22 protein-coding genes are annotated in these 18,764 nt (G+C 62.3%); 16 read left to right on the top strand and 6 right to left on the bottom strand.

What is annotated here, in order from left to right; genetic code table 11:
* The first annotated feature begins 5 nt into the window (after positions 1 to 5).
* The 8 genes from U5A08_RS17025 to U5A08_RS16990 all read left to right on the top strand — a co-directional run bounded on the left by U5A08_RS17025 (position 6) and on the right by U5A08_RS16990 (position 6,986).
* Positions 6 to 1,706: a putative porin gene (locus U5A08_RS17025; RefSeq protein ID WP_321847593.1), complete on the top strand. Its 1,701-nt coding sequence runs from the start codon at positions 6 to 8 to the stop codon at positions 1,704 to 1,706.
* A gap of 18 nt (positions 1,707 to 1,724) precedes the next feature.
* Entirely contained in the window at positions 1,725 to 2,351 is a 627-nt protein-coding gene (locus U5A08_RS17020) for a DNA repair protein (RefSeq protein ID WP_321847591.1), read from the top strand.
* 19 nt (positions 2,352 to 2,370) lie between these two features.
* Positions 2,371 to 2,841 (top strand): YbjN domain-containing protein, encoded by a 471-nt coding sequence (locus U5A08_RS17015; RefSeq protein ID WP_321847589.1) that lies wholly within the window; start codon positions 2,371 to 2,373, stop codon positions 2,839 to 2,841.
* On the top strand, positions 2,838 to 3,788 hold the full coding sequence (locus U5A08_RS17010; RefSeq protein WP_321847588.1) for a peptidylprolyl isomerase: 951 nt from the start codon (positions 2,838 to 2,840) through the stop codon (positions 3,786 to 3,788). The genes U5A08_RS17015 and U5A08_RS17010 overlap by 4 nt, the downstream gene beginning before the upstream one ends.
* A 42-nt stretch (positions 3,789 to 3,830) precedes the next feature.
* On the top strand, positions 3,831 to 4,808 hold the full coding sequence (locus tag U5A08_RS17005) for a LysR family transcriptional regulator (protein ID WP_321847587.1): 978 nt from the start codon (positions 3,831 to 3,833) through the stop codon (positions 4,806 to 4,808).
* 91 nt (positions 4,809 to 4,899) lie between these two features.
* Entirely contained in the window at positions 4,900 to 5,454 is a 555-nt protein-coding gene (locus U5A08_RS17000; RefSeq protein WP_321847586.1) for a histidine phosphatase family protein, read from the top strand.
* A 45-nt stretch (positions 5,455 to 5,499) separates the two neighbouring features.
* Entirely contained in the window at positions 5,500 to 6,255 is a 756-nt protein-coding gene (cobF, locus tag U5A08_RS16995; protein ID WP_253396570.1) for a precorrin-6A synthase (deacetylating), read from the top strand.
* Between the two features lie 11 nt (positions 6,256 to 6,266).
* Positions 6,267 to 6,986 carry an alpha/beta hydrolase gene (locus U5A08_RS16990; protein WP_321847584.1) on the top strand — a complete coding sequence of 240 codons (720 nt, stop codon included), beginning with the start codon at positions 6,267 to 6,269 and terminating at the stop codon, positions 6,984 to 6,986.
* Positions 6,987 to 7,116: 130 nt separating this feature from the next.
* Here U5A08_RS16990 and U5A08_RS16985 read toward each other — a convergent pair whose 3' ends face one another.
* From U5A08_RS16985 to U5A08_RS16975, 3 genes are all read right to left on the bottom strand, one after another.
* Complete coding sequence (locus U5A08_RS16985) at positions 7,117 to 7,671, bottom strand: DcrB/PsbP domain-containing protein (protein WP_321847582.1); 555 nt, start codon at positions 7,669 to 7,671, stop codon at positions 7,117 to 7,119.
* 76 nt (positions 7,672 to 7,747) lie between these two features.
* On the bottom strand, positions 7,748 to 9,556 hold the full coding sequence (locus U5A08_RS16980; protein WP_253396564.1) for a monovalent cation:proton antiporter-2 (CPA2) family protein: 1,809 nt from the start codon (positions 9,554 to 9,556) through the stop codon (positions 7,748 to 7,750).
* A 143-nt stretch (positions 9,557 to 9,699) separates the two neighbouring features.
* Positions 9,700 to 10,584 carry an EamA family transporter gene (locus U5A08_RS16975; protein WP_321847578.1) on the bottom strand — a complete coding sequence of 295 codons (885 nt, stop codon included), beginning with the start codon at positions 10,582 to 10,584 and terminating at the stop codon, positions 9,700 to 9,702.
* Between the two features lie 102 nt (positions 10,585 to 10,686).
* Here U5A08_RS16975 and U5A08_RS16970 point away from each other — a divergent pair, with 102 nt between their 5' ends.
* The 3 genes from U5A08_RS16970 to U5A08_RS16960 all read left to right on the top strand — a co-directional run bounded on the left by U5A08_RS16970 (position 10,687) and on the right by U5A08_RS16960 (position 14,479).
* On the top strand, positions 10,687 to 11,469 hold the full coding sequence (locus tag U5A08_RS16970) for an AraC family transcriptional regulator (RefSeq protein ID WP_321847577.1): 783 nt from the start codon (positions 10,687 to 10,689) through the stop codon (positions 11,467 to 11,469).
* Between the two features lie 95 nt (positions 11,470 to 11,564).
* Positions 11,565 to 13,118, top strand: a complete 1,554-nt coding sequence (locus tag U5A08_RS16965) for a DUF726 domain-containing protein (protein ID WP_321847576.1) — start codon at positions 11,565 to 11,567, stop codon at positions 13,116 to 13,118.
* A gap of 41 nt (positions 13,119 to 13,159) precedes the next feature.
* Positions 13,160 to 14,479, top strand: coding sequence for an Nramp family divalent metal transporter (locus tag U5A08_RS16960; protein WP_321847574.1), 1,320 nt, complete (start codon positions 13,160 to 13,162; stop codon positions 14,477 to 14,479).
* Between the two features lie 26 nt (positions 14,480 to 14,505).
* Here U5A08_RS16960 and U5A08_RS16955 read toward each other — a convergent pair whose 3' ends face one another.
* From U5A08_RS16955 to U5A08_RS16945, 3 genes are all read right to left on the bottom strand, one after another.
* On the bottom strand, positions 14,506 to 14,883 hold the full coding sequence (locus U5A08_RS16955; RefSeq protein ID WP_253396557.1) for a type II toxin-antitoxin system VapC family toxin: 378 nt from the start codon (positions 14,881 to 14,883) through the stop codon (positions 14,506 to 14,508).
* On the bottom strand, positions 14,880 to 15,239 hold the full coding sequence (locus U5A08_RS16950) for a type II toxin-antitoxin system Phd/YefM family antitoxin (RefSeq protein WP_253396556.1): 360 nt from the start codon (positions 15,237 to 15,239) through the stop codon (positions 14,880 to 14,882). Before U5A08_RS16950 ends, U5A08_RS16955 begins: the two co-directional genes overlap by 4 nt.
* Positions 15,240 to 15,381: 142 nt before the next feature.
* On the bottom strand, positions 15,382 to 16,314 hold the full coding sequence (locus tag U5A08_RS16945) for a LysR family transcriptional regulator (protein ID WP_253396555.1): 933 nt from the start codon (positions 16,312 to 16,314) through the stop codon (positions 15,382 to 15,384).
* A 117-nt stretch (positions 16,315 to 16,431) separates the two neighbouring features.
* Here U5A08_RS16945 and U5A08_RS16940 point away from each other — a divergent pair, with 117 nt between their 5' ends.
* From U5A08_RS16940 to U5A08_RS16920, 5 genes are all read left to right on the top strand, one after another.
* Positions 16,432 to 16,920, top strand: coding sequence for a DMT family transporter (locus tag U5A08_RS16940; RefSeq protein ID WP_321847571.1), 489 nt, complete (start codon positions 16,432 to 16,434; stop codon positions 16,918 to 16,920).
* A gap of 4 nt (positions 16,921 to 16,924) precedes the next feature.
* Positions 16,925 to 17,377, top strand: coding sequence for a DMT family transporter (locus U5A08_RS16935; protein ID WP_253396553.1), 453 nt, complete (start codon positions 16,925 to 16,927; stop codon positions 17,375 to 17,377).
* Between the two features lie 88 nt (positions 17,378 to 17,465).
* A complete protein-coding gene (locus U5A08_RS16930; protein WP_247401727.1) occupies positions 17,466 to 17,636 on the top strand; it encodes a metallothionein in 171 nt (56 codons plus the stop codon).
* Positions 17,637 to 17,711: 75 nt separating this feature from the next.
* Positions 17,712 to 18,476, top strand: a complete 765-nt coding sequence (locus U5A08_RS16925) for an AraC family transcriptional regulator (protein WP_321847568.1) — start codon at positions 17,712 to 17,714, stop codon at positions 18,474 to 18,476.
* A gap of 91 nt (positions 18,477 to 18,567) precedes the next feature.
* Entirely contained in the window at positions 18,568 to 18,741 is a 174-nt protein-coding gene (locus U5A08_RS16920; protein WP_010564275.1) for a DUF1427 family protein, read from the top strand.
* Positions 18,742 to 18,764 lie beyond the last annotated feature (23 nt).

Below are 18,764 nucleotides of genomic sequence, written 5' to 3'. Positions count from 1 at the left end.
TACGAATGATTTCCCCCGTGAATCGGCTGACCCTGGCGGTTGGCATGGTCATCGCGACCCTGGTCGGCCAGGCGACGGCCGCCCCGGTCGCCCCTTCGGAAAACGTCACGATCAACCTGATCCGCCTGCTGGTGCAGCAAGGCGTGCTCACCCAGGACACCGCCAATGGGCTGATTGCCCAAGCGGAAAAAGAAGCCCAGCAGGCTCGCCAGGCGAATGCCGCCCCGGTGGTCGCCAGCGGCCCGACGGCGGCGCCTGGCGATGTGCGCGTGCAGTATGTGCCGCAAGCGGTGCGCGACCAGATCCGCGATCAGGTGAAAGCCGAAGTCATGGCCACCGCCAAGCAGGAAAACTGGGCCCAGCCCAATACCTTCCCGGATTGGGTCTCGCGCATCAGCTTTGATGGCGATATCCGCCTGCGTGACGAGTCGCGCTATTTCTCGGGGAGCAACAGCAATGAAATCCTCGATTACGCCAAGCTCAATGAGAACGGGCCTTACGACGTCAACCGCAACTCCAACACCAAGTTGCCGCCGCTGCTCAACACCCGTGAAGACCGCGAAAGCCTGTTCCGCCTGCGTGCGCGCCTGGGCATGAAAGCGGTGATTTCGCCGGAATGGACCGCCGGCATTCGCCTGGGTACCGGCTCTGACAATAACCCGGTGTCCACTACCCAGGCCCTGGGCGGTGGCTTCGGCAAGAAGGACATCTGGCTCGACCAGGGTTACCTGAGGTGGAAGACCACCGACTACATGACCTTGACCGGCGGGCGAATCGCCAATCCGTTCTACGCCACCGACATGATGTATTCCAACGAGCTCAATTTCGACGGCGTGGCTGCGATCTTCAACCACAAGCTCAACAACGAGTGGGGCCTGTTCGGCACCCTCGGCGCATTCCCGGTCGAATACACCGCGGATGCCGCCAGCAGCAACGGCATCGACAAGGAAGACAGTCAGACCAAATGGCTGTTCGGCGGGCAAATCGGCGCCGATTGGAAGATCAACCGCGGCAACAGCCTTAAGCTCGCCGCGGCCTACTACCAGTTCCAGGACATCCAGGGCGAGCGCTCCAGTCCTTGTTCGCCGTGGGCCGGCGCCCCCGGTTGCGACACCGACGGCACGCGTGTGGCCTTTATGCAAAAAGGCAACAGTGTGTTCCTGCTGCGTAACAACACCACCAACCCGGCGGACCCTGTCAGAACGCCAGACCCGCAGTACGTAGGCTTGGCGTCCAAGTTCGACGTGCTGGACCTCAACCTGGTCTGGGACAGCGAACTGCCCAGCGACTTCAAGTTGCGCACCCAAGGCAACTACATCCGCAACCTGGCCTACGACAAAGGCGAAATGCTCAAGCGCAGCGAAGGCCAGATCGTCAACAACATCAACAGCAAGGGCCAGTTTGAAAGTGGCGGCAACGCCATGATGGTGCAGTTCACCCTCGGCAGTGCGCTGGAGATGCGCAAACGTGGCGATTGGAACGTGCTGGCCGGCTACAAGTACATCCAGCCTGACGCCTTGCCCGACGGTTTCAACGACTCCTCGTATCACCTCGGCGGCACCAACGCCAAGGGCTACTTCATTGGCGGCAACTACGGCATCGACAAGAACATCTACGCCAGTGCGCGTTGGTTGAGCGCGTCGGAAGTGTATGGCGCGCCGTTCGAAGTCGATGTGATGCAACTGGAACTCAACACGCGCTTCTGATGCGCAGGGAGATGCCCCATGAACACGCGAATATGCGCGCTGCTGTTGCTGCTGGTTACCACCGGCGCTTCGGCCGAAGGCATGGAAGAGCGCCTGCGCACGCAACTGCGCAGCACCACCCAGCAGTTGCAGGCGCTGCAAAGCGAGCAGGCCCAGGCCAGTGCTGCACGCCTGGCCGCCGAAAACCAGGCCAAGCAGGCCCAGGCGCAGATCAAGCAACTGACCGCCGAGCTGGACAAGGCCCGTGGCGTCGCCGAGCAAATGGCGGGCCAGCAACAGAGCCTGCACAGCCAGGCGCAAGCGCAGGTGGCGGCGAGTAACGAGCAGATCGGCAAGTTCAAGAAGGCTTATGACGAACTGCTGGTGTTGGCCAAGGGTAAAGAAACCGAACGTGCGCGCCTGCAGGCGCAGTTGAGCGAACGTGACACACAAGTGCAGCAATGTTCAGCCAAGAATCAACAGATGTACGGCGTGGCCCAGCAGTTGCTCGCGGCCTACGAAAAAATCGATGTGGCCGAGGTGATGAGTATTCGCCAGCCCTTCGCCAGCGGCGCGCGGGTCAAGTTCGAGGAACTGGCCCAGGGCTTTGGCGACGAATTGTACAAGACCCGTTTTGATGCGCCCCAGGCAGCCGCCAATCATTGATAGACAAGGAACAGATCCCATGAGCGAATTGATCACCAGCGTTACCGTCCAGAGCCTGACCGAGCTGTTGCAGGAAGCCGGCTACCGGGTCAACCAGAGCGAGCAGAACGGCATCGTGCAACTGCTCAGCGCCAGCCAGGGCATCGGCTTTGCCGTGCGCTTCGGCAACCCGGCGGCGGAGCCGGGCAGCTACGTGGATTTCACCTACAGCTGCGCGCTGCGCGTGCAGGGCGACTTGCCCGAAGGGCTGACTCAGGTGTGGAACGCCTCGCGCCGGTTTGCCCGGCTGTCCGTGCAGGGCGAATTTCTGCTGATGGAAATGGACGTGGTGGTGGCCGGTGTCGGTGCCACGCACCTGCGCAGCCAACTGGAACTGTGGGACCGTCTGCTGCAGGAATTTATCGTCTACCTGCGTGAGTACAGCCAGCACGCCGCGCAGTTGCAGGCCCAGGCGGCTGAACCTGTAGCTGAAGAGGTACCGGTGCTGTGAAGAAGCGAACCGTGGTTGTCGGCGCCGGGGCGCTGACGTTGCTGGTGGTGGCGGTGGGGTTGAGCCTGCGACCGGGCAGCGACCCGGTCGCCGCTCAGCAACCGGCGCCTGTCGTCACGCCCTCGCCGAGCGAGCACGGCGCGCCGGCTGTGGCGCGCCTGGGCAACCAGCAGATCGACGTGCCTGAACTGAAAAGCGTGCTGGCGAGCCTGCCGGCCGAATCCCGCGAGCAACTGCGCGGCAACCGTGGCGCCCTGGAGAGCTGGCTGCGTTCGCGCCTGGCGCAAAAGGCCGTGCTCGAACAGGCCGACGCCCAAGGCTGGCGCCAGCGCCCGGAGGTGGAACAACAGACCCGCGCCGCCACCGAACAGATCGTGTTTCGCGACTACATGCTCTCGGTCAGCCAGGTGCCGGCCGACTACCCCAGTGCCGCTGAATTGCAGCAGGCCTACGACGCTGGCAAAGCACAATGGATAACGCCGCCGATGTACCGGGTCAGCCAGATCTTCCTCGCGGTGAATGACCCGCAAAGCGTCGACGCGGTGCGGCGCCAGGCCCAGGAACTGAGCCGCAAGGCCCAGGCCGCGCCGGGGGATTTTGCCGCCCTGGCCACGCAATATTCCCAGGACCCGGACACCGCCCAGCGCGGCGGCGACTCGGGCTTGCAGCCGTTGCAGCAACTGGTGCCAGCGGTGCGCGAAGCGGTGTCGCGGCTCAAGGTCGGCGCGGTCTCGGAGGTGGTGCAAAGCCCGGCGGGGTTCCATGTGCTCAAACTCACCGCCCAGCAACCGGCGCGCACCGCCACCCTCGACGAACTGCGTGAGCGCTTGACCCAGGCCCTGCGCGCGCAACGCCAGGAACAGATCGCCAAGGCGTACCTGGAAGGCATGCTCAATACCGCGACGTTGAGTATCGACGGCGCGCAGTTGAACACGCTGCTGGAGTAACACGCGTCGACCGTATTGGATGCACAAGACAGGGAGTCTCCCATGGCATTTCTAGAACCGTCTGGCCCCCCGGGGCCTGCACCCTATCGCGAGCCGAGTCAGTCCCGCGGCGCCTGGCTGGCCCTGGCCAACGACATCGAGCCGGAGGTCGCGCGCTACTTCCTGGTGAGTGCGCGCTGCGGCTGTTTCATGCAGGCGGCGCGCAGCCTGAATATCAAGGCGACGCTGCTGCGCAAACGTCTCGCACAACTGGAAGAGCAGCTGCGCCATGCGTTGTTCAGCTACCAGGGCAACGGTCTGGTACTCAGCCGCGATGGCCAGCAGTTGCAGGCGCAGTTGCTGGCCCTGGCTCACGCGCGGCGCCTGCCGGCGGTGGCGCAGCCACTGATTCGCCTGGCCGTGGCCGAGCCGATCCTGCACGACATCCTCGGGCGCGACTTGATCGCCTTGCTGCGCCGCAACGCCAGCGTGCGCCTGGAGATCATCTCCATCGACAGCCAACTGTCCCTGCAAGCGGTGGACGTTGACGTGGTGCTGTGGCTGTCGGACACGGACGGCCCCGCGCCCGGCCCGAGCTTTCCCACCGAGCCGCCTCGGCTCCTGGCGCATTTGCACTACCTGCCGCACATCGCCAAGCGTTACTCGCGGCTGACGACCCGCCCCGACAGTGTCGAAGACCTCGATGACTACATGTTGGTGCAGTGGCAGCCGGATGGGCAGGTGGACGCGTTGCAGCCGTGGAACACCGTAGTAGCACAGCGCCTGGCCGCGGTGGTGCAGGTGCATGCCTATTCGCTGATGCTGGAGATGATCCGCTGCGGTGCCTGCATCGGTTTGCTGCCGCACTACATGGGCAGCTTCGACCGTGGCCTGGTGGCCTTGCCGGGATTGCTCGCCGAGCCCATGCAGCGCCAGGTTTGGCTGGCGGTGAATGCGCGGGTGCAGCATGCCGAAGCGGTGCAGATGATTGTCGAGTTGATCGCCAGTACGTTCGAAGGGCGGCGGGAGTGGTTTGATTAGCGCAGCAGCGCCCTCTGGCTCAAGGCGTTGCGTCATGGCGCCAATTGCGCCAGTCTTGGTCGCCTTATCCTTCACCTAGCTGCGATCTGCGATGCAAGCCAGCCGTTTGACACTGATCTGCCATGCCGCCACGCCGTTGCAAAAGCGCGGTTGCTTTGCCGATGACGAATCGGTGGCGATGGATTGGCAAAGCGCGGCGTTATCCCTGGCCGGTCGCTACAAGAAAAACCTGCGGCTGCGCTGTGGGCCCGAGGCGCGAACCCGTCAGACGGCGAGCTTGTTCGGCAATCAGGCGGTGATCGACGAAGCCTTGCGCGATGGCGATGTCGGGCACTGGAAAGGTCAGGACATCGCCGCACTCGACAGCGCCGAACTGACCACCTGGCTCACCGACAGCGCCAGCGCACCTCACGGTGGCGAGTCGGTGAATCAGCTCTGTGCACGGGTCGCGCAGTGGATGCAGTCGCTGCAAACCGAACCCGGCCATGTCGTGGCCATCACCCACCCGTTTGTCATCCGCGCCGCAATGCTGTACGTCATGCAGTTTCCTGTCGCGATGTTCTATCGCATCGATGTGGCGCCGCTGTCTTGCACTGAACTGCGCTTCAACGGCGTCTGGCGCCTGCGCCTGGAAACTCACGCCTGAGTGCGTGAACATGGCAAAATCCACGCCCCGCAATGAGAGCAACCCATGAAACGCATCCTGATCATCGGCATTGGTGCCGGCAACCCTGACTACATCACGATGCAGGCCGTGAAAGCGCTGAACCGCACCGACGTGTTTTTCCTGATGGACAAGGGCCAGAGCAAAGACAAGCTGATCGACCTGCGCCGCGAGATCTGCGCGACCTACATCACCAAGCCCGGCTACCGCTTCGTCGAGGCCGATTGCCCCGAGCGGGTGCGCGGGGACATCGACTACACCAGCGCCGTGCAGGACCTCAATCGCGACAAGCAGCAGACCTTCGAGCGCATGATCAACGAGGAAATGGCCGACGGTGAAGTGGGGGCTTTCCTGGCTTGGGGCGACCCTGCGTTGTACGACAGCACCATTCGCATTTTGCAGGCGATCCTGGCCAGTGGCCGCTGCGTCTTTGAATTCGAAGTGATCCCCGGCATTACCAGCGTGCAGGCCCTGGCGGCCCAGCACAAAGTGCCGCTGAACCGCATCGGCCGCTCCATCGAGATCACCACCGGGCGCCGCTTGGCGGCGGGGCAGGCGAGCGACGCCGACACCCTGGTGGTGATGCTCGACGCCGAAGACTCCTACCGCACCGTGGCCGATCAGGATCTGGACATTTATTGGGGGGCCTACCTCGGCACGCCGGATGAAATCCTCATCAGCGGCAAGGTGAGTGAAGTCGCTGAAGACATCCAACGGGTGCGCAAGGCTGCGCGTCTGACCAATGGCTGGATCATGGACACTTATTTGCTGCGCAAACCCTGAGGTCGATTCCCATGTTCAAACTGTTCGCTCTGGCACTGACGCTGGTGGCCGGTGCCGCCCATGCCGATTCCAGCCTGCACACCGACTTGCCGCTGTCGTACCTGGAACAGACCCAGGGTGATGCGCGCAACCAGCCGCTGGTGATTTTCCTGCACGGTTTCGGCAGCAACGAGGAAGACCTGTTTGGCATCAAGGATTCGCTGCCGTCCACCTGGACCTACCTGTCGGCCCGGGCTCCGACGCCGGTGGAACCCAATGGGTTTCGCTGGTTTACCAAGACCCCGGGCGACGGCGATTACGATGGGGTGACTGAGGACCTGCAGAACAGCGCCAGGCTGATCAAGGCGTTTGTCGCCAAGGCCACCGCCAAATACCACACCCAGCCTGACCGGGTGTTTTTGGTAGGGTTCAGCCAGGGCGCGATCATGTCCTACGAGGTGGCGTTACGTGACCCTGAGTTGGTGCGCGGGATTGCTGCGCTCAGTGGCAGCGTGCTGCCGGTGCTCAAGGCGCAGCTCAAGCCGGATGAGCGATTGGGCCAACTGGCGATTTTCATTGGCCACGGCACGTTGGACCAAGCGCTGCCGTATGCCTCGGCGACGCGGGCGAACGAGGTGTTGTCGGGGTTGGGGTTGAAGCCGGAGTTTCATACTTATCCGGGCATGAACCACACCATCAGTGCAGCGGAAGTGCAGGATTTGAAGGCCTGGTTGGAAACCAATGTGAAGTGAACACCGCTAAACATGTGGGAGGGGGCTTGCCCCCGATGGTGGTGGGTCAGATACAGATGTTGTGACTGACACACCGACATCGGGGGCAAGCCCCCTCCCACAATTGATCTGTGTGGTTTTAACGGGCGGTTTACTTGCCGCCGGTGATCTGTTTCACCAATTCTGCATGCCCCTTCACATCATCCGCCCGCGAAATGGCCTGGATCACCAGCAAGTGATTGCCGGAACCGCCGAGGAAGGTGGAGTTCAAGGTCTTGCCGCCGCCCTGGGTGGCCGTGCTGTCGACCTGGCGCAGGCCAAGGCCCTTGAAGGTGAGTTTCTTTTCGTTCTGTTTCTTGAAGTCGGGCAGGGCGGCGCTCTGGTCCTTGATGAAGCCAGCTACCGCACCGTCGAGGAACTGCGGGTCATTGTCTTTAATGGTTACCCCGTCGTTGCGCACGGTTTCGGCGACGATGACCACACTTTTCGTGGTTTGGTTCGCGTACATCGTACCTTGGGTATCCCCGGTGCCGTCTGCCGCCTTGCTGGCTGGCAGGGGGTCGGCGACGTAGGCCTTGGGCAAGTTGAAGGTGAACTTGCCGACCAGGGTGGAGATGCTCTGGTCAGCCGGCTTGGCCGCGGCGAATACGCTGCCGGCGCTAAGCGCCAGGGCGAGCAGGACGGCGGTCTTGGTGAAAGTGGCCATGAAGAAGCGCTCCGGTAGATGAACGAAATTGCGCCGTATTCTGTCAGAAAATTCGCAAGATCGTTCATCCGCGCCATCACACCTTGTCGGACTCTTCCTCAAGCCGGTCCATCTCGAACAACCGCGCCAGTTCTGCACGGGCTTCCTGGGCGGTCTGCATGACCTTGGCCGCGTCGTCGTACACCGCGTGCTGGGCGGCGAGGACTTGCAGGTCGTGGTTCTTGAAGCGGGTGATGCGCGCATCGGCCTGGGCTTGGCTCAGGCCGAGACCCACCAGGGTGCGACGGCTCATCTCCAGGCTGGAATAGAAGGTTTCGCGCACCGGTGACGCGTCGAGGTCCACCAGGCGGTGCACGTGCTGGCGGTTACGGGCGCGGGCGATGATCTGCATATGCGGATAGAGGCTGCGCACCAGTTCGGCGGTTTTGATGTTGATCTCCGGGTCATCCATGGCGATGACGAAGAACTCCGCCCGGTCGACCTTGGCCGCATGCAGGATTTCCGGACGTTGCGGGTCGCCGTAGAACACCGGCATGCCGCCGAAGCTGCGGGTCAGCTCGATGGTTTCCACCGAGGTGTCCAGGGCGATAAACGAAATGTTTTGCGCGCGCAGGATTCGCGCGACGATCTGACCCATACGGCCCATGCCGGCGATGACCACGCGCGGTGCATCGCTTTGGATGGTGCGATATTCCTCGGGGACTTCCACGGGTTTGACCCTGGGCTTGAACAGTTTCGGGCAGATCAGCAACAGCAGTGGCGTCACGGCCATCGACAGGGTGATGGTCAGCACCAGGATGTCGTACAGGTGCGGTTCGAACAGGCCCTGGTCGCGGCCGATCTTGAACACCACGAAGGCGAATTCACCGCCTGCCGCCAGCACCACGCCCAGGCGCAAGGCGCTTTCGCGGTTGAGATCGCCCACCAGTCGGCCGACGGCATACAGCAGCGGCAGTTTCAAGCCGATCAACAGCAGGGTCAGGCCGATCACCACCAGCGGCGAGCTGAGCAGCAGGCTGAGGTTGGCGCCCATGCCCACGCTGATAAAAAACAGGCCGAGCAGCAGGCCCTTGAACGGTTCGATCTGGGATTCCAGCTCGTGGCGGTATTCCGAATCGGCCAGCAGCAGGCCGGCGAGGAAGGCGCCCAGGGCCATGGACACGCCCACCAGCTCCATCAGCCAAGCGGTGCCGATCACCACCAGCAACGCGGTGGCCGTGGACACTTCGCGCAGGCCGGTCTTGGCGACGACGCGAAACACCGGGCGCAACATATAGCGCCCGCCGATGATCACCACGGCGATGCTGCCGAGGATCTGCAACACGTGCTGCAGGCCCTGGGCCTGCGAGCTCGGGTGATCACCCCCGGCCAGTAACGGCACCATGGCAATCAGCGGGATCGCCGCAATGTCCTGGAACAGCAAAATCGCAAAGGCCAGGCGCCCGTGGGGCTGGTTCAATTCCTTGCGCTCGGCCAGGCTTTGCAGGCCAAAGGCGGTGGACGACAGCGCCAGGCCCAGGCCGAGCACGATCGCGCTGTTCCACGACTGACCAAACAGCCACAGCGCCACTCCGCCCATCACCAGGCCGGTGAGCAGCACCTGGGCCAGGCCGACGCCGAACACCGCCTTGCGCATCACCCATAAACGTTTTGGCGACAATTCCAGGCCGATGATGAACAGCAGCAACACCACACCCAGCTCAGAGAACTGCGCGACGCTTTGCGGGTTACCGATCAACCCCAGCACCGACGGGCCGATGATGACACCGGCGAACAGATAGCCCAGCACCGCGCCCAATTGCAGGCGCTTGGCCAGGGGCACGGTCAGCACGGCGGCGAGCAGGAACACCACGGCTGCTTGTAACAGGTTGCCTTCATGGGGCATTGCGAACTCCAAAATCTTTAAAACCAGTCAACAGGCGGCTATTAGAGCGCTTTTTACCTGTCGATAATTGTGTTTTTGCAGTGCGTGATCGTGCAGGGCGCGGGATTTTCTGCTGGGCGACCGCGTTCTCGTGGGCGTGTCTTTCACTGGCTGAGTGTTTTGCCACGCGCACTTGCGGGCGTGCGGTACAACCCTACGGCCAGTCCCGTGATGATGAGCGCAATCGAGAGCAGGTTGGACATGGAAATACGCTCGCCGATGATCAACATCGAACTGGTCATGCCGAACACGGGAATCAGCAAGGACAGCGGCGCTACGGTGGATACGGGGTATGCCTTGAGCAGTGAGTTCCAGCCCCAGTAGGCAAAGTGCGTGGCCAGGTAGACCTGGAACAGGATGGAGCCCGCCGCCGTCAGGTCGAGGTTGGTGCTGACGTTGTCGAACGCTGCGCCGCCGCGCATCCACCAGGCCATGAGCCACAGTGGGATCGGTGGAAACAAACTGGCCCACACCATGAACGAGAAGATCTCTTTCACGCCCGATTGCTTGATGATGACGTTGCCGACACTCCAGGCCAGCGCGCTGAAGACGATCAACAGGATGCCCAGCAGCGCGTGCTCGCCGTGTTGGGTCGCGATAATCCCCGCCAGGCCGATCACGGCGAGTACGGCGCCGAGCACTTGGGCCTCGCGGATTTTTTCGTTGAAGAGTACATAGCCCCAGCCCATGGTGAAAAACACGCTGAGTTGGATGATCAGCGAGGCGATTCCCGGGCTGACACCGACCTGAATGCCATAGTTGATCACGCCCCACATCCCCAGCCCGAAGATGAGCCCATAAGCCGCCACATAGTGGAAGCGCACGGCGGGGCGCTTGATGAAAAACACCAGCGGCAGGGCGGCGAGGGCAAAGCGTATGCCAGTGAGGACAAAGGGGTCGATCGCGCGCAGGCCTAATTTTGTGAGGGGGAAGTTCACGCCCCAGACCAACGTAACCAGTACGGCAAGCGCCAGGTGTTTTTTCAGCATGGGTTTTCCTTTGGGCAGAGAGCAGCTTCAAAGGTGTCGATGTTAGGGGGTAGGGCGGTGGCCCACTTGCTATGTCAGGTCAATATTTGACAAGATCGGGCCATGATGCCGACTTTTGATTCCGACAGCCCCGACGCGCTGGTAACGCTGCGCGAATACCCTTGCGGCACTGTGTTTGCGCGGCACACGCACCCGAGAGGTCAGTTCGCCTACGCCTCCACCGGTGCGCTGAAAATGTTTACCGACCTGGGCAATTGGGTGGTGCCGCCGCAGCGGGCGATCTGGGTTCCCGGCGGTGTGCCCCATGAAATGCAGATGCGCGGCGATGTGGTGATGCTCAATACCTACCTGGACGCTGGCGCCGCCGCACGGGCCGGGTTGCAGGCGCGCTGCCAGGTGTTTGAAGTGTCGCCTCTGCTCAGGCATTTGTTGCAGGCGGCGCTGGCCATCGAGCCATCGACGTTGCCCAGCGCCAGGCAGGCCTGCGTGCTGACGCTGCTGGTCGATGAGATCGGGGCTATGCCCGAGCTGCCCCTCAGCGCGCCGTTGCCCCACGAGCCACGGTTGGCACACGCCTGCCAACGTTTTCTGGAGGCGCCTACGCAAAGCGTCTCCATTGACGAAATGGCCGCTTGGTCGAGCATGAGTCGACGCACCTTTACCCGGCATTTCCTTGAGAGCACGGGCATGACGTTCGTCTCCTGGCGCCAGCAAGTCTGCCTGCTGGAAGCCACCGCCCGGCTCAGCCACGGCGTGTCCATCACCGACGTGGCGTTTGAGTTGGGCTTCAGCAGTGCCAGCGCGTTCACTGCGCTGTTTCGGCGCAACCTGGGCGATGCCCCGGCGCGTTATCTGGCTAAATCAAAGGCGGCGGCGTTGTTCTGAGGCTGTTGTGCCGTCCACGCCCGTCAGGATTCATCTTCCTGTGGCACCACCCTTTGTTACTATCGCCGTCTCTCGTCACCAGGAGTCACCGGCCCATGCAGCACCAGTGGGATGAAATGCACCGTACCCGCAAGCCCACGTTCGTGCTGTGCGGCGAGCCTCAGGGGGACGTGCTCAATCTCTATGTGCACGGTTACTCGGCGTTCTTTGACCGGCAGCAACTGGGCAACTTCACGGCGCAACTGGCACGTATCGAAGGTTCGACCAACCTGATGCTGTTCTGGCCTGCCGGGCATTTTCTGGAAAACCTGTTTGCACCGTTCAAGGACGTGATCACCGCGATGCTCGGCGGTGGTGGCCTGGGCGCTGCGACGGTGGGGGTGGGCAAGGCGATTGCGTATTTTCTCGACCATTACAAAAGTGTCGAGGCCCGGGTGGATGAAGTGGCCCGCAGCCTGTTGCCGGAATTGGCCGAGTTCCTCCACGGCGAGTCGCTGCAGGTGCGGCGCATCAACTTGATCGGCCATTCCCTCGGCGCGCGCATCCTGGTCAAGAGCGTGTTGGCCAACCCCGACACCGCCCGCGAACTGCCGTTGAACAATTTGCTGTTGATGGGTGGGGCGATCTGTACGTCGAGCCCTTGGGATGAAGTGTGCGCACCGCTCTCGGGGCGGGTGATCAACTGTCATTCCAGCAAGGACTGGGCCCTGGCGATGAAACCGGATACCGAGCGTTGCATCGGCCGCTATGCCATCCCGATCACGCCCGCGCTCAAGGCCAAGGTGACCAACGTTCACCTGGCCAGCTTCGATCACGCGGCCTATTGGCCACAGTTGCAGACGGTGGTGCAGTACACCGACCTGCTGCAGGAGCGACGCGGCATGATCCGCGCCGACCAGCGCAGTCCCGAAGTGCGTTTTGCCGAAGAAGATGGCGAGCTGTTCCCGGCGTTGGTGCAGGCGCGCCCGGACGAGCTGAAATTCCTCGCCGAATTGATCGCGCAAAAGCGCAGCGCCTCGATTGATGCGGCGGTGCGTGAGCCACTGAAGTTGGCCATCGAGTTACAGCGCATGGGTGGTGACAGCTTCATGAACCTCGCCCGGGGGCACGGCGTGGGGTATCGCCAGATCGCCGAGGATGTGGCGCAGCGGCTGGGGATCAAGTTCGATGAGCCGATGGAGACCGTCGCGCTGGCGGACATCGAAGCGCAGGTCGCGGAAACACTGATCGAGCAATACAAGGACAAACTCAGCCACGCCGACCGCCAGGCGTTCGATGCCGAGCTTCAGGCGGCGGCGCAAAAGGAGCAGGGCTTGTTCCATCGCATCGATGTCGGCCGTTCGGCCGCCACGGCGTTGAGCGGTACGGCGTTGGCGGGGCTGACCGGGTTCATCCTGCGGCGCGGCGCGGCCACGGCGATTCCGCTGGTGGGCCAGGCGCTGGCGGCGGCGATGTTGCTGGTAAGCGGGGTGCGCGCGTTTTCCGGCCCGGCGTATTCGATCACAACCTTGGCGGTGCTGGTGATTGGGGTAATCCGCCAGCGCATGGAGCGCGAAGCGTTGAACCAGGAGATGGACCTGGTGGTGCAAGTGGTCGAAACGTTTGACCTGCCGCGGGACACGGTGATGCGCACGGTTACGTCCGACTGATAAGCTGCGGGCTTGCCTAACGTGTTTGCCTGGAATACTGCGTGAAATTCAGCCTGCCGAAAATCGCTACCGCTCCGTTCTGCCCGCCGGAAGTGGCCGGCTCTGTCATCGTCGATCCCAAGGCGTCGTTTTTCAAACGGATGCTAATGTTTGCCGGCCCCGGCTTGCTGATTTCCATCGGCTACATGGACCCGGGCAACTGGGCCACGGCCATCGAGGCCGGTTCGCGCTACGGTTACAATCTGCTGTTTGTGGTGCTGCTGGCCAGCCTGGCGGGCATGGTGGTGCAGTGCCTGTGCTCGCGCCTGGGCATCGCCACCGGCAAGGACCTGGCACAACTGTGCCGCGAACGCTACAGCCAGCGCTCGGCCCGCACCCAGTGGGTGTTGGCGGAAATTTCCATCATCGCCACCGACCTCGCCGAAGTGCTTGGCTGCGCTCTGGCGTTTCACTTGCTGCTGGGTGTTTCGTTGACCACCGGTATTGTCATCACCGCGTTTGACACGCTCTTGGTCCTGGCCCTGCAAAATCGTGGTTTCCGCCGCCTGGAAGCGATCATGCTGGCGCTGGTCGCGACCATCGGCGTGTGCTTCTTCATCGAACTGATGCTGATCAAACCTTACTGGCCGGACGTGTTCAGCGGCTTCGCGCCGTCGCTGTCGGCCATCAGTGATGCCGCGCCGTTGTACCTGGCGATTGGTATCCTCGGCGCCACGGTAATGCCGCATAACCTCTACCTGCACAGCTCGATCGTGCAAACCCGGCTGATCGGCAAAGACCTCGCCAGCAAGCAGGACGCGGTCAAGCTGGCGCGTATCGACACCATCGGCTCCCTGGCCCTGGCGTTGCTGGTCAACGCCGCGATCCTGGTACTGGCCGCCGCCGCGTTCCATAAAACCGGGCATACCGATGTGGTCGAGATCCAGGACGCCTATCATTTGCTCGATCCCCTGGTCGGCGGCGCCTTCGCCAGCATCCTGTTCGGCGTCGCCTTGCTGGCCTCCGGGCAGAGTTCCACCTTCACCGGCACCATCGCCGGGCAAGTGATCATGGAGGGCTACCTCAACCTGCGTATTCCCTGCTGGCAGCGCCGCCTGATCACCCGTGGGCTGGCGCTGATCCCGGCGTTTGTGGGGGTGTGGCTGATGGGCGACGATGCCATTGGCAAGCTGCTGATTCTCAGCCAGGTGGTGCTCAGCCTGCAGTTGCCGTTTGCGCTGTATCCGCTGATCCGCATGACCGGCGACGCGCAACTGATGGGCCCGTTCGTCAATCGCCTGCCGACGCGGTTGCTGGCGTGGTTTCTGTTTGCGCTGATCAGTGGGGCGAACGCGTGGTTGATCGGGAAGTGGTTGTTTTGATCCAAGGCTCGCGGCGCTGGGGCGATCTACACCAGGATCACCAGCGATGTGTATTGGGCAATCTGCGGATCGGCCGTCAATAGCTTCATTGGTTCGCTCATGGCGGTTGCAACGATGAGCCGATCGAAAGGGTCTTTGTGATGAGGCTCAAGATCCTTTACGGCAATGGCGTGTTCTGACGTGATGGGGAGTTCGACGAAACCGCTTTGCAGGCAGTACTCACGGATGTCATCCAGATCGACAGTGAGTTTCCCCAAGCCTACCTTGATCGCCAGTTCCCAGAATGTGGCGGCACTGATGTAGATCTCTGCCGCATGTTCAATCAGCTTTCGGGCTTTGCTGGATAGCTTGGGGTCATCATTCAACGCCCACAGCAGGATGTGGGTATCCAGCAGCACTCTCATGAATGAGTGCCCTGGAACGCATCGAGGAGGTCGTCAGACAAAGGCGCGTCAAAGTCATCCGGGATCACCAGCTTGCCTTTCATGGCACCAATCCGCCGGCCTTTGGATTTTCCGACAGGGACAAGCTGTGCCATCGCCCGTCCATGCTTGGAGATGGTGATGATGTTGCCAGCCGCGGCCTCATCAACCAGTTTTGACAACGTGTTTTTTGCTTCACCCAGCGGGACGGTCATCATGTGGTTCTCCGCATATTTTGGCCAAATATAGCCAAAACTGCTGGCGCTATCAAAGACGGCCTGACCGCTGGTTGACGCCAACCGTTTTGAGTGCGACGGGTAGCGGTACATGACATCCATGGCATTTCTCCGAACAAGGAATTCGCCAAAGTCTGTCGCAGCGTGGGGGGCTTAGGAATAGTGGCCCGAAAAAACGGAACGGACCTACATTTAGCCGCGAGGCGTTTTCCTTATGAGCGTGGTTGTGGTGGATCTCGCTCGCTCATCGGTCCCAGTACGGCACCGCCCCAAAACACTCCACAAAATAATCAATCACCGTGCGCACCTTCAACGACAACCGCCGGCTCCCGGGCCACAACGCTGCAATCTGCTGCGGCTCCAGGGTGGTTGCCACGTCGTATTCCGTCAGCACCGCCTGCAAGGTGCCGGCGCGCAGGCTTTCACCGATCAGCCACGAGGGAAACACCACCAGCCCCAGGCCCTGTTCGGCGGCGTGGGTCAGGGTGTCGGCGTGGTTGCCGGTGATGGGGCCTTTGACGCTGTAGGGCGTCCAGTCGCCCTGGTCGCGGCGAAAGAACCAGCGCTGCTGGCCGGTGATGCCTTTGTAGGCCAGGCACTGGTGGTTGACCAGTTCGTCGGGGTGGCTGGGGCTGCCATGTTCTGCCAGGTACGCCGGGCTGGCGGCGATGCGAAAGCGCTGGGGAGCGAAGATGCGTGCCTGCATGCCCGAGTCGTTGAGTACGCCGATGCGAAACAGCAGATCGGTGCCGTCCTGCAGTGGGTCGACGTAGGTGTCGGTCTGCTGGATATCCAACTGCAGCTTCGGATAGCGCCGGCACAATTCCCCCAGCCACGGTGCAAGGTGGCGTTGACCGAACACCATCGGTGCGTTGATCCGCACCAGGCCGCTGGGTTCGCTTTCCTGTTCCTGCAGGGCCTGGCCGGCGGCTTCCAGTTGTTCCAGCATCAAGCGTGCATGCCGCCCGAGCAGGCGCCCGGCTTCGGTGGGGCTGACCGCGCGGGTGTGGCGATAGAGCAACTGTTGCCCGAGCGCCTGTTCCATCAGTTGGATCTGCCGGGAAATGGAAGAGGGCGCCAGGCCCTCACGGCGCGCGACTTCGGAAAAACTGCCATGGTCCAGCACCGCGACGAACAGGCGGAGTGCCTTGAAACTCAATTCATTCAAGCCCTGCATCATGCCTCCAGGCTGTGCGTATTACGCAAAGGTGTTGTAGGCATGCTCCCATTTATCGCACAGCGCGGCCACTGGATAATGCGCGCCAGGTTTCCTTTTTTGACACGCAGGTGATGTATGCAAGCCAGTTCTATCGAGGGTGCGGCGCAGGCCCGGCCGAAAAAAAACCTTCTGCGGTTGCTGTTGTTGCCCCTGGTGATCTTCGCCGGCATGGGCTTGTCGGTGGAGGCCGGTTTGCTCGGCCCGCTGGGCGTGCAGGTGGGCCATTTGTGGGCGACCTTGAGCATTTTTGGCGTCGGCTCGGCGATTTTGTATCTGCTGTTGTTGTTCAGCGGCCCGCAAAAGGGCCCGGCGTTGACCGATCTGCCGCGCTGGCAGTTGATCGGCGGGTTCCTGGGGCCGATGTACGTGGTGGTGCTGACCCTGGCCACGCCGCATATCGGCATCGCGATGACGATGATCGCGATTCTCTCGGGGCAGGTTGGCAAGAGCGTGCTGATCGACCATTTCGGCTGGTTCGGCACCGCGCGCAAGCGGGTCAACGGCGAGCGCTGGATTGCGTTGGCGTTGATTGTGGCGGCGCTTGTTTTGATTGCACGAGGCTAAGGCGATGAATCTGACTTTGTTGTTGGTACTGGTGATCGCCGCGGGCGCGGTGTTGAGTGTGCAGGCGGCGATCAATGGCCGTTTAGGCCAGACGGTGGGCGTGTTGCGCAGCAGCTTGCTGACCTTTGCGGTGGGCGCGCTGACGACCGCGCTGTTGATTTTCTTCTTCGAACCGGCCCAGGCCGTGAGCCTGCTGGACGTGCCGAAGTGGCAACTGACCGGCGCCCTGTTCGGGGTGGTGTACATGATGGTGATGGTCGGCGCGGTGCCGGTGGTCGGTGCGGCAGTCGCCACCGTGGCGGTGATCGTCGGGCAATTGGGCATGGGCATGCTGATCGATAACTTCGGCTGGCTGGGCAACCCGGCCATCGAGCTGTCGGCCAGCCGGATCGTGGCGATGGCCTGCCTGGCACTGGCGCTGGTGTTCATGTACCGCAGCAATACCCGCACCGACTGATGGTTGGAACCCCTGCGTCGGCCCGCAGTCACTGCTAAAGGTGTCGGCGTTCGCCACACCGGGACGACCATGAAGAAGGAGTCTGACCATGCCAGATACAACCTGTGCCTGCCCACACTGCAAATGTGTGCTGGGAGTGGATGCGGTGATGAAAGACGGTAAGGGCTATTGCTGCCAGGGCTGCGCCGAACACCATGCGCATGGTGAGCCGTGTGCGGCGGCGACAGGCTGCGAATGCGCCAAGTCGGCTGAAGGCTGAACGCGGTAAAAATTCACTCGGTTTGTCGGGCGGTGGTCATTACCATGACCGCTCACCTTTGCCGGATGTGTACCCATGGTCCTGGCCGCGCCCCCCGACCTCAGTGATCACGCCGTTCCCGTGCAGCCGCTGGCGCGTACCTACCCGCGTGGTTTGTATGTGGAACCCCATCGCCATGATTGGGGCCAGTTGCTCTACGCCATGAGCGGCGTGATGTGGGTCGAGACGCCACGCGAAGCGCTGGTGGTGCCGCCCCAACGTGCCGTCTGGCTGCCGCCGGGTGTGGAACATGGGATACGTGTGGTTTCGGATTTGCAGATGCGCAATATCTACCTGCGCCCGGCATTGGCGGCGACGCTGGACAGCCAGGTGCAGGTGATTGAAGTCGGCGGGCTGCTGCGCGAGTTGATCGTCACGCTGGTGGAGCAGGGCGACAGTGGTGATGCCGTCTATTACGACGCAGTGGTCGGCCTGGCCTTGCTGGAACTGCAGCGCGCACGCCGCGCCTCAATCCGCATCGCCATGCCGCTGGAGGCCGACCGCCGCCTGATCAGCGCCTGCCAGGCGGTGATGGCTGCGCCGTCCCTGGCGATTCCCTTCGAACATCATGCCGAGGCCGCCGGTGCCAGCGTGCGTACTTTGGCGCGGTTGTTCCAGAACCACCTGGGGATGGGCTTCGCGCAATGGCGCCGCCAGGTGCAACTGGCCACGGCGGTGGCCGAGTTGATCCAAGGCCAGTCAGTCAGCGCTATTGCGCGATCTCTGGGTTACTCGCCCAGCAGTTTCAGCGACATGTTCCGTCGGGAACTCGGCGTGGCACCGTCGCAGTACGGCGGTTGAGGGTTTGGCCGAAATCCTGAAGCACTTGGCCGACGAGGTGGGCGGCGGCTTCCTAGACTAAGCGCCATCCAACCACCAGGCGCTGCTCCCCATGAATTACCTGATCTCCCTTGCCATTGGCCTCTTCGTCGGCGTGATCTACGGTGCGCTGGACTTCCGCTCGCCCGCGCCGCCGGCCATCGCGCTGGTCGGCCTGATGGGCATGTTGCTCGGCGAAAAACTGTGGCCCATGGGGCGCCAGTTGGTCAGTGGTTGGTTGTCCTGAGTTTCCTTTCCCTTTTGATGGAT

The organism is Pseudomonas paraveronii (genome assembly GCF_963681955.1).
In the GTDB taxonomy this organism is placed as follows: Bacteria; Pseudomonadota; Gammaproteobacteria; order Pseudomonadales; family Pseudomonadaceae; genus Aquipseudomonas; species Aquipseudomonas paraveronii.
This window is presented reverse-complemented; position numbering and strand designations above follow the sequence as displayed.